Genomic DNA, 12382 nt, shown 5'->3' with positions numbered 1-12382 from the left:
CCTCACCCCCCGTCCACGAGGGCACGGGCGGCGTCCACGAGCGTGCCGTCCCGACCGGTGCCGAGCAGCGCGGCGGGCGGTGCGGCGAGCCAGGCGTTGCGGGAGAGCCACCAGTCGGCGGCGGCCCACGGGTCGTCGTCGGCGTCCAGCAGGCGGTTGACCTCCAGCACCACCGGCCAGGGCAGCGCGTCCCCGGCGAACTGGAAGCGCGGCAGCCGCACCGCGCCCCCCGCCCCGCGCAGCCGGACCAGCCCGGGCCCGTAAGGGTCACCGCCCCGCTCCCGCACCGCGTCCTCCGACAGCGCGGGCACCGCCAGCAGCCGGTCGCGCACCGGCCCGAGCACGGGACCGACCATCCGCGTGCCGTCGAGCACCAGCGCGGCGAGGTCCACGGCACGGAACCCGGCGTACGAGGCGGAGTACGGCGTCCCCGTCCCGGCCCCCGGTGCCCCCGGACCGCCCTCCACAGGGGAGCCCCCCGGCGCCCCGGAACCGCCCTCCACAGGAGGCCGGCCCAGCACCGGCGGCTCGTCCGGCACCGTCGGGGCGACGAACCGCGCCCCCGCCCCGCCCGGCAGCGCGGCGGCCAGTACGCGCACCGCGTCGCGGGCCGCGTCCCACGGCCGGGGCCCCTCACGCAGGCCCCGCAGCGCGTCGCCCAGTCGTGCCCGGTCGGCGGCGTCGAGCCGGCGCTCCAGGTCGTCCCACTCGGCGGCCGCCCGCGCCAGCACCTCGTACGGATCGGTGGACCGGTGCTCCTCACCGCTCATGCCGCACCCCCTGCGGCGGCCCGGCCGGCAGCCGACCGTTCACGTCCCGCCCCACCCGGCCGCCCACCGGCCCCACCGGCAGCTCACCACGCACGCCCCGCCACCCCCTCCACCACACGCGCCAGCGCGTCGGCGTCGGCCGGCTCCAGCACCACCAGGTGCACCTCCCACGGGGCACCGCGCGCCAGTTCCGCCCCGACGGCCGCCCAGACGGCGGCGGCGCTGGTCGCGGCGGTCAGTCCGCCCCGCCCGGCCCCGAGCAGGGGCAGGCACAGTGACCGGAGCGGCGGGTCGAAGCACGCGGACTCCTCCCGGAGCAGGGCGAAGACCCGGGTCACCGCACGGGTCACGTCGGCGGGCAGGACGTCGTAGTCGTTGGTGCCCGCCCGCGGCACGGCCACCGCCGCGTGGTAGATCCGGCGGACCCCCTGCGCGGCGAGCGCGCCCGCCTCCGTGGGCGCGACGGTCGCCGGCTGGACCGGTCGGCCGGCGGCGCCGTGCCGGGTGGCCCAGGCCCGCAACCCGTCGTGGACCAGGTCCTCGACGAGCTCCCCGGTCGGGCCGCGCACCGCGCCGGCGCGCCGCAGCGACGCGGGGACGGACGACTTGTACGGCTCGGGCAGCGCGAGCCACACGTTGGCCGGCGACACGACGACGTCGACGTCGTTGAGCAGGTCCACCGGGTGGACGTGCAGCGTGATCCGGTGCCCACCCGCCGCCGCCAGGACGCGGTGGGTGGCCCCGGGGTGCGTGATCGGCGCGGCGGCCGGGGCCCGTTCGGCGGCCACGGCCGCGATCTGCTCGGCGACCTGACCGAGCGCCAGGGGTTCGTGGTGCTTGCGGAACCGTTCGACGCTCACGCCGTAGACCTCGGCGGCCCTGCGCCGCCGGTCGGCGGCGGGCCAGTCGCGGGTGCCCTGGGCGAGGCCCAGGGCGTAGGCGGCGGCGTCCCGCAGCGTCCCCGCGTCAAGCCGGGACACCGCGGCGCGCAACAGCCGTTCCACCGGGGTGGTGCCGGGGCCGCGGTCGAAGGCGGCGGCGGCGCGGGAGAGGGCGGGCAGGTCCAGCTCGCGGAGGCGGACGAGGCCCGCGCGCCGTACGGCCCGCACCTCCCCGAGGAGCGAGGCGTGGTCAGACAGGGGGCCGGTCGGCATGGACGGAAGCATCCCAACACGCCGAGTGGTCCCACAACCCGCTTCGCGCACCTCGTCCCGCCGGGGCCGTCAGCCGGTCCAGAAGTCCCACCAGCGCGTCAGCACCAGCATCCCCACGACGCCGAGGTGCAGCACCGGGGGGATCCACGGGAACTCGCCGAGGAAGCGCCGTACCCCCCGCGGGGCGGGCAGGTGGCCGCGGCCGACGTTGTAGGCGGTGACGGTCCAGAACATGACGGCCGTCGCCACCCAGGCCAGGCAGCACCACAGGCACAGGGCGTTGATGACGTACAGGGACTGCTGCGCGAGCCACGCGCAGAAACCGACGCCGAACAGCGTCCCGGCCTGCAGCCCCAGCCAGAACCAGCGCCGGTGACGGGCCCCGGCGAGCAGGCCGGCGCCGACCGCGACGACCATGCCGTACGTGACCAGGCCCAGCAGCGGGTTGGGGAATCCGAAGACCGCGGCCTGCGCGCTCTTCATGACGCTGCCGCACGACACGACGGGGTTCAGGCTGCACCCCGGCGTGTAGTCCGGGTCCTCCAGGAGCCGGAACTTGTCGAGGGTGATGACCCAGGCGGCGAGCACCCCCGCCGCGCCCGTCACCACCAGCAGCCAGCCGAACGCCCGTCCCGCCCCCGTCGCCCCGTCCGCGTCAGGCGGCCCGGCGGCCGGGCCGGGGCCGGTGCTGCGGCGGGAGGCGCGGACGGTCGCCCGGCCGGTGGGGGCGCCGGGAGCGCCGTCCGGGGCGGGGGAGGGGGCGGGGACGGACCCCGTGTTCGTGTCGCGCGTGGTCGCCACGGCGCTCACCGGTCCTCTCGGCGTCAGGTCCGCACCCGCAGCACGGGGGCGAGGCAGTGGGCGCTGCCCTCCAGGAGCCCGTCACCGGTCACGAAGGCGCGCAGCCGCTCCTCCGACACCTCGACGCCCGGCACCGCCTCCGGCCACGGGCGCACCGCGAAGATCAGGTAGACCTGGCCCTTGGTGTGCGCGGCGCGCTGCCACTCCGGCGGTACCGGGCACTGCACCTTCATGAACGGCAGTGTCAGGACGGCCTGCTCGGCCTCCACCAGCAGGGTGATGGCGATCCGGCTGTCCCGGCCGAGGTCCACGAGGCGCTCGCCGATCGACAGGCCCAGCCGCTTCAGCTGCGCCCGCATCGCCTCCTCACCGGCCTCCGGGCCGTCCCGCCCGTCGCCGAGCGAGTACACCATGAGCATCGGCTCACCCGGGTCGTCATCGGTCGGCTCGCTGCACCAGGGGATGACGGTGAGCGTCCCCAGGGGGGAACGCTGCCTGTCCGGGGTCACGGCGGGGGAAGAGGTCATGGCGCCGGATACTAGTGGGACGAATGAGCTCACTCCCGGCACAATCCACCCGTTCGGCCGATACCCGTTCGGCTCGATTCACCTTGACGTGTGGGGGGTTGGGGCTCCCGCACTCGGAACGGTTCGCGGGTGGCGTCGTTGTCCCCCGGGGGAGGGAGTCCACCGCCCGCACGAGCCGTACGGGAGATCGCCCATGATCGCCAAGAGCCCGCAGCCACCCCTCGCCGCCCGTCTCCGGCGGCGAGGGCCCCTGCGCCGCGGAGCACAGCTCCGCGGACCACAGCGCGGGGGACCGGTGCGCCGGGGCGTCCTGCGCGCCCTGTTCACCGCGGCCGTCGCGTCGTTCACGGGTGGCGCGCTCGCGCGTGTCGCCACCATCCCGCAGGACGGCCCCGGCGGGCCGCGGACCGGCGGCTCGGGGCCCGGGCGCGCGCCGGCCCCCGGCGCCCGGCGGCCCGTGCACGGCGCCTTCGACGAGACGTACCGGGGCCGCCGCATCCAGGGCAGGCCCGTCACGGCGGCCGTACCGGAGTTCGAAGTGCTCGTCGACGGGCGGCCGCTGCACCTGATGCGCTGCGCGGGCGGCGGCTACCTCACCCTGGTGAACCACTACGAGACGTACCCGACGCCCCTCGCCGCGACCCGCGCCGCCGTCGACGAGCTGGGCGGGGCGCGGCTGGCCCGGTCCGTCGGACACGGCGCGGCGCTGCGCCGGGAAGGGGGCGGCCATGGCGCACACGCGTAAGAACCAGCGCGACCTGAGCGCGGCCGAGCGGCGCCGGTTCGTCGCCGCGGTGCTGGAGCTGAAGCGTGCCGGCCGGTACGACGACTTCGTCCGCACGCACATCGCGTACTACGGCGCGGACGGCGAGAGCGGGCTGCGGACCGCGCACATGGCGCCGTCGTTCCTGCCGTGGCACCGCCAGTACCTGCTGGAGTTCGAGCGGGCCCTGCAGGAGGTCGACGCGGGCGTGACCGTGCCGTACTGGGACTGGACCCACGACCGCAGCCCGGTGGGCCAGCCGTGGGGCGAGGACTTCCTCGGCGGCAACGGCCGGCGCGGCGACCTCCGCGTCACGACCGGCCCCTTCGCGTACGCCACGGGCGACTGGACCATCAACGTCGGCGTCACCGAGGACCGGTTCCTCACGCGCGACTTCGGCCACCCCAAGGATCCCGTCGAGCTGCCCACGCGCGACGAGTTGGCGTGGGCGACGCGGGAGACCGTGTACGACGCGGCGCCCTGGGACTCCACCAGCCCCGGTGGCTTCCGCAACCGGTTGGAGGGGTGGGTGCCGGGTCGCGGCAGCGCCCGGCTGCGCAACCACAACCGCGTGCACCGCTGGGTGGGCGGACTCATGCTGGGCGCGGCGTCGGTCAACGACCCGGTGTTCTGGCTGCACCACGCGTTCGTGGACGCCGTCTGGTCGCGCTGGCAGCGCCGCAACCCGGGCGCCCGTTACCTGCCCGCCGCCCCGCCGCCGCGCGGGTCGGCACAGCACGGGCGGGTCGTGGCGCGGCACGAGCCGATGCCCCCCTGGGACGTGACGCCGGCCCAGCTGGCCGACCACAGCCGCCTGTACCGGTACGCCTGACCGGTCCGGCCCGGTCCGGTCCGGACCCGGACCCGGACCCGGGTGGCGGGTACGGAAGTGGCCCCCGGCGGTGTGCCGGGGGCCACGGAATGACCCCGTCACGCCCCACTGGCCCACACGGGGCCGGTGTGTAACCAGGCAAATACAATAAACTCCGGACCCCCCGGGGGGGGGGGGGGGGGGGGGGGGGGGGGGGGGGGGGGGCGGGGGGGGGGGGGGGGGGCGGGCCGGCCGCGGGGGGGGGGGGGGGGGGGGGGGGGGGGGCCGGGGGGGGCGCCCCCCCCCCCCACTTCCGTGCCGGGGGGCAGCACGGGGAGCAGGAGGGGACGGGAGCGTCAGCTGCCGTAGCCGTTCTCGCCCTTGCCGTCGTTGTGGTGGCCGCCGTGGTGGCCGCCCTTGCCGTCGTCGCTCTTCTCCTTGTGGTCCTTGCCGCCGTTGTTGATGCAGACGTTGCCGAACGCGGGGTTGAGGAGACCGACGACGTTGATGGTGTTGCCGCAGATGTTGACCGGGATGTGGATCGGCACCTGGAGGACGTTGCCCGACAGGACGCCGGGCGAGTTGACGGCGGCGGCGTTGGCCTCCGCGTCGGCGAGGGCCATGCCGGCCCCGCTCAGGACGACAGCGCCCGTGCCGGCGATGATGACGGCAGCCTTCGCGATGCGAGACATTCAGGAACTCCTTGTCGATGGGAACGCGACCGCGGACCAGCGGGCGTCACCCCGCTTCAACGCGGATTCTCACGTATGGTAACGGCTTGATTGCTCTGCGTACCGTAAGGGGTGGGCGGGGAGCACGGGTGGACCGGCGGGGGCATGCTGAGGCCCGCGGTCCCCGGGGCACCGACGCTGGATGCGTCGGGGCCCGGCGGGGCTCCGCGGGCCGGTGACCATGCGACAAGCCGTGGGGTGTAACGAGCGGCGGCCGGACGGGTGGCGGGAAGAACGCTTTCTTCACCCGCGCCCTCCGGCGTGTCACCCCTCCTGCGGGGACAGTCCGAGGTCGGACTGCAGACCGCCGGAGAGGGTGGGGGTGAGGAGGGCCGCCTTCGGCAGCTGGACGCCCGGCAGGCCCAGAGCCCCTCCCCGTGGCAGGGAGAGCGGCTCACCGAGGGAAGCGCCCGGCGTGGACGTCTCCACGTCCGACCGCGGCGAGGTCAGCAGGGCCGTACCGAGCGGGCGGCCGCCGAGGAGGCTCGGCATCGGCGCCTCGACGCGGGTCTCGGGGAACTCGCTGCCGATCGGGGTGCGCGGCAGCAGGGTGAGCTCCGGGAGGCCGCCCTCGCCGACGTGGCCCAGGCCCTCCGGCATGCCGGGCGTGAGCAGCGGCACGCCGGTGCTGACGGTCGGCGGGGTGACGGGGAGGACGCCGCCCAGGGACTGCAGCGGGACATCCACCGGCGCCTCCGCGGCGGCCGCGGGGCTGGCCAGTGCCGCGGCGGCCGCCGAGGCGAGGCACGTGGCGAGGATCCCCGCACCGACCTGAGACTTCACGTTCATCTTCTGCGTACGCCTTCCCGGACGTCTGAACTGGAATTCGTTTCTGCGTGGTGGTAACGAGCACCGCCGCGGAACGGCGCGGAATTCGCCTGCTTGCAGTAGTGCCCGGAACGCGGGAACGGGGGGCCGGGCGGGAAACGCGTCGTCCCCGTCAGGCCCCCCGTTCCCGTATGTCACTTGCCGAGCGGCAGACCGCCCAGCAGCGGTGCGGCCTTGTCGGCGGCGTCCAGGCCGCCGGCCGTGTCGGCGACCTTGCCGACGACCTTGTTGTCGGCCACCTTGTCGACGCCGCCGGAGGGAACCGCCTCGGCCAGACCCCGCTTGCCCAGCGTGTCGACCGCCCCGTTGAGGCTGGAGGGCGTGAGGGTGTCGGCGGCGAAGGCGGGGGCGGCCATGCCCATCGCCATCACGGAGCCGGCGACGACCGCGGCAACCTTCGTGGGCTTCATCGGGTGAGTCCTTCCTGGAAAGGCGTCGTGCGTGGCAACTCGCGCCGCCGAATCGGTACTTGACCGGGCGGGTCGGCGCTCTCTGCCCTCTGTAACGAGTCCCCGGCGCGCCGGAAACTCCGTCGGCGGTTATTTCTCGCCACTGCACCCGAATGAAGTCCGGCAGTCCGATACTCCGACCAGTGTGAAAGGACGTGGAACGAAACGGAGGGCCGGGTCCCGTGCCGCCTCGGCGGAACGGGACCCGGCCCGGTACGGCGTCGCGCCCGGGCGCGTACCCACCGCTAGCCGGTCGTGGTGGCGGCCACGGGCTGGGGGAGCGTGACCGGCGCCTGCGGGGAGAAGAAGTCCGCGTCCGGGAACCAGTCGCTGGAGACGCCCGTGATCGGGACGTCCGGCCGCACGACCTCGGGGACGGTGATCTCCGGCATGGCGATCCCCGGTGTCGTGGCACCCGTGGCGGGGTCCTGGGTCGCGGGCGTGCCGGTGCCGGGGGCCTGGGGGAGCGGCGTGCTCGGCACGTCGACGGGGAGGTCGGGCATCGAGACGCCCGTGAGCCCGCCGACGGTGCCGAGGACGGCGTCGATGAGCTTCTGCACCGACTCCGGGAGGTTCTCGGGCATGCCGGTCGTCGCCTGGTCCTTGGTCATGGAGGCGATCAGCTCGTCCACCGCCGCCTGCACGGCGGCGGTGGCGTCGTCCGTGGCGTCGGTGTCGGCGGCGGCGGTGGTGGGCGCGGCCGGGGGGGTCCGCGGTGCGTCGGCCAGGGCGGGGCCCGCGGTGCCGAGGGTGAGCGCGACGCAGACGGCGGCGAGCGCGACGCGGCGGGAGGTCAGGAGGCGCATGCGCGAGTTCTTCCTTCCGGGTGGGACGGCGGACTGGTGTCCTCACCGTGCGCCGCCCGTCGGGCGCCCGCAAGCGCGTGCGACACGGAGGGTGACTGCGTCCCTCGGGTGAACGCACCGCCCCTGAGCTGCCGTGACGTGCCGCCGTACCGGTCGTGGCGGTCGGCGTGGGCACGCCGCCAAGAGGGTGGCCGGACACACGGCGGCGCCGCCCCGGCAAGGATCACGGGGCGGCGCCGTCGCGTGGGGGAGATCCCGGCGCGGTCGTCAGTCGTTGATGCAGACGTTGCCGAAGGTCGGGTTCAGCAGGCCGATGATGTCGATGGTGTTGCCGCAGAGGTTGATCGGGATGTGGATCGGCACCTGGACGACGTTGCCCGAGATGACGCCGGGGGAGCCCACGGCCGCGGCGTGCGCGTCGGCGTCGGCGTTCGCGACGCCGGCGGCACCCGCCACGGACGCGGCTACGGCGGAGGTCAGGACGGCAGCCTTCGCGATACGGGACATGGTGGAGAACTCCTAGGTTTCGGGGTGAGGCGGTGCGGCCGACGCGGCCGGCTGCATGGACAACGCACGAGCGCCCCCGTGGTTCCGCCACCGAACGGGTGACGCGGACGTGCCGGGCCGGGGGCGTGGTGCCGGGATGTGTGCCGCGCGGTGCCGCGTACCGCGCCGCCGAGGGGCACGGCGTGGTGCCGAGAGATGCCGTGGAGTGCCACGGAGTGACCGGATCGATGACGAACGTGTCAGATAAACGGTCGTGTTGCTCCCCGTATGTTCTCAATGCTTCGTGTTTTGCTCATGGGGTTATAACGTGCGTGCTGTTGCGTCGATTCATCCCGGTGGGATCCGTTTCGTCACTCCTCAACGCGGAGAACCCCTATGCGGAATCCAGTGGTGCCCGCCGTGCGGCGCGGGCTGGTCTGCGTCCTTTCCTGTGCCGCCCTGTCAGCCGTACTCCCCGCCACCGCCGCGCCCCGCGTGAAGGAGCAGCAGCGCATTCCGTTCGCCCAGCGGTACCACGCCGTCCAGCACGGCGGTCTGGCGCGCGCCGCGAATTCGGCGATCACCTGCCGGGAAGCCACCGGGAACGACCGTGCCGCCGACCTCCCCTGCCTGTCCGCGCGGGGCGGGAAGGGCGCCGCCGCGAACCACGCGTTCGACATGTTCTACACGGACGTGGACGACGACCCGAACACCTTCAACTCCAGCCGCGCGGAGCTCGCCCTGCCGAAGGACGCCCAGGTCACCTACGCCCGGCTGTACTGGGGCGGCAACCTCCGCGTGGGCGAGCAGAAGCCGCCGGAGGACAACGGGCGGGTCCTCGTCGCGGAACCCGGCGGCGCCTACAAGGCCGTCCTCGCCGACTCCGTCATCGGCCACCGCACGGCCGACGGGGCCGACGCCTTCCACGCCACCGCGGACCTCACGGAACTCGTCCGGGACTCCGGCCCCGGCATGTACACCGTCGCCCAGATCAACGTCGCCATGGGCCGTTCGGGAGTGGGCGCCTGGGGTGGGTGGACGCTCGTCGTGGCGTACGCGAAGAAGGGCGCCCCGCTGCGCCACCTCGCCCTCTGGGACGGATTCGAGACGCTCACCCGCAACCGGCGTTCCGTGGACGTGGAGCTCGGCCGCATGCGCATTCCCGTGGGTGGTTCGGGACGCCTCGGGATCGTCGCCTACGACGGTGACCGCGGCATGGCGGGCGATTCCCTCGCCTTCACTCCGCGCGCCGGCCGCCCGGTGGCCCTGCACGATTCCGCGAACGCCCGGGACGACGTCCTGAACTCCACCGTCACGGACTCCGGCGCCGAGCGGATCCGCCGCGAGCCCGCCCACCGCAACACCCTCGGCTACGACTCCGACGTCCTCGACCTCGACGCGGCGCTCGTCGGCGGTGCCGACGACGTCTCCGTGCGGGTCGGCACGGCCGGCGACTACGTGTGGCTCGGCGCGCTGTTCCTGGAGGCCGACGCCCCCGGCTGATCCCTCCCACCCCGCCACCGCTTCGTCAGAAAGGGGCAAGCGTGCGTCCTCCCCTCACCGCACTGCACGTCGTCCAGCCCGGGGACGGCGGGGTCGCCCGGGTCGTCGCCGACGTGGTCGGCGCCCACGTGGCGCAGGGCATGCGCGTCGCCGTCGCCTGCCCGCCCGGCACCCCGCTCGCCACCGCCGTCCTCGCGCGCGGTGCCGAGCTCCACGCCTGGCCGGCCACCCGCGAACCGGGACGGCACGTCCTCGCGGAGAGCCGCGGCGTCGCCGAACTCGTCGAACGGGTGGGGCCGCACCTCGTCCACGCGCACAGCGCCAAGGCCGGACTCGCCGCCCGCATCGCCGTACGCGGTCAGGTGCCGACCGTCTACCAGCCGCACGCCTGGTCCTTCGAGGCCGTCGACGGGGCGGCCGCCACGCTGGCCCAGTGCTGGGAGCGGTGGGCCGCCCGCTGGACCGACCGCGTGATCTGCGTCAGCGAGGCCGAACGCCGCCGGGGCGAGCGCGCCGGCGTGCGCGCCGCCTGGACGGTCGTCCACAACGGCGTCGACACCACCCGGTTCGGCCCCTACCCGACGAGCGCCGAACGGGCCGCCGCCCGCACGGTGCTCGTCCCGGGCACCCCACCGGCCGCGCCCGTCGTCGTGTGCGTGGGGCGGCTGTGCCGACAGAAGGGGCAGGACGTCCTGTTGCGTGCCTGGGACGCCGTCACCGCGCGCGTACCGGGCGCCCGGCTGGTCCTCGTCGGCGACGGCCCCGCCGCCGGGGCGCTGCGCGCCGCGGCGCCGCCGTCCGTCGTCCTCGCCGGGGCGGTGGCGGACGTCCGGCCCTGGTACCGGGCCGCCGACCTCGTCGTCCTGCCGTCCCGCTGGGAGGGCATGGCGCTCGCCCCGCTGGAGGCCATGGCGTCCGGCCGGCCGGTCCTCCTCACGGACGTCGACGGCGCCCGCGAGAGCCTCCCGCCGGGCCAGGCCGCCCACTGCCTCGTGCCGCCCGGGGACGCGCGGGCGCTGGCGGCGGCGCTCGTCCGGCTGCTCCAGCGGCCGATCCTCCGGCAGACCCTCGGGCGCCAGGCGCACCAGCACGTCCTCACCCGCTTCGACGTACGCCGGGCGGGCGCCGCCATCGCCGACGTGTACCGCGAGGTGGCCGCCGCCCCGCGCCACCGCGAGCTCAGAGAGCCGATCCCCCAGTGACCACGGAAAGCACCAGCACCTCCGGTGCCCACACCACCCGGGCCGCCCCCGCTCCCGCCGCCGGGGGCCTCGCCCTCGCTCCGCAGCGCGGCGCCCGCGGGCGGACCACCGCGCCGCGGCCCCGCCCGGTCCCGCAGGCGCCGTTCGTCGCCGCGCTCGTGGCCGTGGAGTGCGCCGCCGTGCTGCCCGCGGCGACCGTCCTCACGCCCGGGCAGCGGTCCGCCGCGCTGCTGCTCCAGCTGACCGCGTGCGCAGTCGCCCTGCACGCGTGTGCGGGCCTGTACCGGCCGACCGCGCTCGGCGCCGTGCGCGCCGGGCGGTACGCCGGCCTCCTCGACGAACTGCCCGTGCTCGCCGGACGGTTGGCCGTCGCCTGGTGCGCGGTGGCCGCGCTGCTCGCCGCCCGGTCACCGGAGCAGGCCCTCGTGCCGGGCACGCTGGCCGGCGCGTACGCCCTGCACCTGGCGGTCGTCGCCGCCGGCCGGGCGGCCGTCCACCACCGGCGCCGCCGCGTCGCCCGCGACCAGCCGTGCGCCGCGCTCGTCGTGGGCGCGGTGCCGGCCGCGCAGCGCCTGGCCGCACTGCTGCTGCAGCACCCCGAGTACGGCGTCCGACCGGTCGGGCTCGTCGGCCCGGCGCAGGACATCCCGCAGCCGGCGGGCGCCGAGGCGCCGACGGGGCCGGCGCTGCCGCTGCTGGCCGCCCCGGAGGACGTCCAGCGGGCCGTCATCCAAAACGGCGTCCAGGACGCCCTGTTCGTCCCCGGCGACGAGGGCGCGCCGCGCGCCGAACAGCTGGCCCTCCTGCGCCGGCACGGGTGTGCCACCTGGCTCGTCGGGCCCCCCGCGCGCGTGGGGGCCCGTTTTCCCGGAGCGGCGCCCGACCCCATGGGGCGGCACCTGTGGGGGTACGCCTTCCGCCTCCTGGAGGCCCCCGGGCCGCGCCCGGGGCGGGCCGCCAAGCGGGCCCTGGACGTGGCGGGCGCCGGACTCCTGCTGCTGGCCGCCGCCCCCGTCCTGCTGCTGTGCGCCGCCGTGGTACGCCTCGCCGACGGGCCCGGGATCCTCTTCCGTCAGGAGCGCGTCGGCGAGGGCGGCCGGCTCTTCACCCTGCTGAAGTTCCGCACGCTGCGTCCCGCGGACGCGCACGAGGCCGCCACCCGCTGGAGCGTCGCCCACGACGAACGGCTCGGCACCGTCGGCTCGTTCCTCCGCCGCACCTCGCTCGACGAGCTGCCGCAGCTGTGGAACGTGCTGCGGGGCGACATGAGCCTCGTGGGGCCGCGTCCCGAACGCCCCTACTTCGTCGACCGGTTCAGCCGCCTCCACGGCGACTACGCGGCCCGTCACCGCATGCCGGCCGGCCTGACCGGGCTGGCGCAGGTGCACGGGCTGCGCGGCGACACCTCCATCGAGGACCGGTGCCGCTTCGACAACCACTACATCGACCACTGGTCGCTCGGGCAGGACGTGCGCATCCTCCTGCGCACCGCCGCCACGCTGATCCGCCCGGCGGGCAGCTGATGACGGCGCCCGCGCCTGCGCCCGCGCC

At 75.7% G+C, this 12382-nt stretch carries 14 protein-coding genes; 5 read left to right on the top strand and 9 right to left on the bottom strand.

What is annotated here, in order from left to right; translation table 11 throughout:
• Positions 1–2: 2 nt before the first annotated feature.
• The 4 genes from ACF053_RS09325 to ACF053_RS09310 form a co-directional block, all read right to left on the bottom strand.
• A complete protein-coding gene (locus ACF053_RS09325; RefSeq protein ID WP_391953314.1) occupies positions 3–770 on the bottom strand; it encodes a hypothetical protein in 768 nt (255 codons plus the stop codon).
• Between the two features lie 83 nt (positions 771–853).
• On the bottom strand, positions 854–1924 hold the full coding sequence (locus tag ACF053_RS09320; protein WP_391953313.1) for a hypothetical protein: 1071 nt from the start codon (positions 1922–1924) through the stop codon (positions 854–856).
• 69 nt (positions 1925–1993) lie between these two features.
• Complete coding sequence (locus tag ACF053_RS09315) at positions 1994–2725, bottom strand: vitamin K epoxide reductase family protein (RefSeq protein ID WP_391953312.1); 732 nt, start codon at positions 2723–2725, stop codon at positions 1994–1996.
• A 23-nt stretch (positions 2726–2748) separates the two neighbouring features.
• A complete protein-coding gene (locus ACF053_RS09310) occupies positions 2749–3252 on the bottom strand; it encodes a DUF5949 family protein (protein WP_391953311.1) in 504 nt (167 codons plus the stop codon).
• A 193-nt stretch (positions 3253–3445) separates the two neighbouring features.
• Between ACF053_RS09310 and ACF053_RS09305 the strand changes: the two genes are divergently transcribed.
• Positions 3446–3997 carry a tyrosinase family oxidase copper chaperone gene (locus ACF053_RS09305; RefSeq protein ID WP_391953310.1) on the top strand — a complete coding sequence of 184 codons (552 nt, stop codon included), beginning with the start codon at positions 3446–3448 and terminating at the stop codon, positions 3995–3997.
• Positions 3981–4847 carry a tyrosinase family protein gene (locus ACF053_RS09300; RefSeq protein WP_391953309.1) on the top strand — a complete coding sequence of 289 codons (867 nt, stop codon included), beginning with the start codon at positions 3981–3983 and terminating at the stop codon, positions 4845–4847. The genes ACF053_RS09305 and ACF053_RS09300 overlap by 17 nt, the downstream gene beginning before the upstream one ends.
• 335 nt (positions 4848–5182) lie before the next feature.
• Here ACF053_RS09300 and ACF053_RS09295 read toward each other — a convergent pair whose 3' ends face one another.
• From ACF053_RS09295 to ACF053_RS09275, 5 genes are all read right to left on the bottom strand, one after another.
• Positions 5183–5518, bottom strand: coding sequence for a chaplin (locus tag ACF053_RS09295; RefSeq protein ID WP_391953308.1), 336 nt, complete (start codon positions 5516–5518; stop codon positions 5183–5185).
• Positions 5519–5821: 303 nt separating this feature from the next.
• Positions 5822–6346: a hypothetical protein gene (locus ACF053_RS09290; protein WP_391953307.1), complete on the bottom strand. Its 525-nt coding sequence runs from the start codon at positions 6344–6346 to the stop codon at positions 5822–5824.
• A gap of 173 nt (positions 6347–6519) precedes the next feature.
• Positions 6520–6795 carry a hypothetical protein gene (locus ACF053_RS09285; protein ID WP_228979603.1) on the bottom strand — a complete coding sequence of 92 codons (276 nt, stop codon included), beginning with the start codon at positions 6793–6795 and terminating at the stop codon, positions 6520–6522.
• Positions 6796–7079: 284 nt separating this feature from the next.
• Positions 7080–7640: a hypothetical protein gene (locus ACF053_RS09280; RefSeq protein WP_391953306.1), complete on the bottom strand. Its 561-nt coding sequence runs from the start codon at positions 7638–7640 to the stop codon at positions 7080–7082.
• Between the two features lie 267 nt (positions 7641–7907).
• Positions 7908–8147: a chaplin gene (locus ACF053_RS09275; RefSeq protein ID WP_391953305.1), complete on the bottom strand. Its 240-nt coding sequence runs from the start codon at positions 8145–8147 to the stop codon at positions 7908–7910.
• Between the two features lie 375 nt (positions 8148–8522).
• Here ACF053_RS09275 and ACF053_RS09270 point away from each other — a divergent pair, with 375 nt between their 5' ends.
• The 3 genes from ACF053_RS09270 to ACF053_RS09260 are packed head-to-tail and all read left to right on the top strand — an operon-like array spanning position 8523 to position 12354.
• Complete coding sequence (locus tag ACF053_RS09270) at positions 8523–9629, top strand: DUF3344 domain-containing protein (protein ID WP_391953304.1); 1107 nt, start codon at positions 8523–8525, stop codon at positions 9627–9629.
• Between the two features lie 41 nt (positions 9630–9670).
• Positions 9671–10831 (top strand): glycosyltransferase, encoded by a 1161-nt coding sequence (locus ACF053_RS09265; RefSeq protein ID WP_391953303.1) that lies wholly within the window; start codon positions 9671–9673, stop codon positions 10829–10831.
• Positions 10828–12354, top strand: a complete 1527-nt coding sequence (locus ACF053_RS09260; RefSeq protein WP_391953302.1) for an exopolysaccharide biosynthesis polyprenyl glycosylphosphotransferase — start codon at positions 10828–10830, stop codon at positions 12352–12354. Before ACF053_RS09265 ends, ACF053_RS09260 begins: the two co-directional genes overlap by 4 nt.
• Positions 12355–12382: the final 28 nt, after the last annotated feature.

It is taken from the genome of Streptomyces kanasensis (assembly GCF_043077165.1).
Lineage (GTDB): Bacteria > Actinomycetota > Actinomycetes > Streptomycetales > Streptomycetaceae > Streptomyces > Streptomyces changanensis.
Note: the sequence above shows the minus strand (reverse complement) of the source record. Positions and strands in the feature narration are given on the sequence as shown.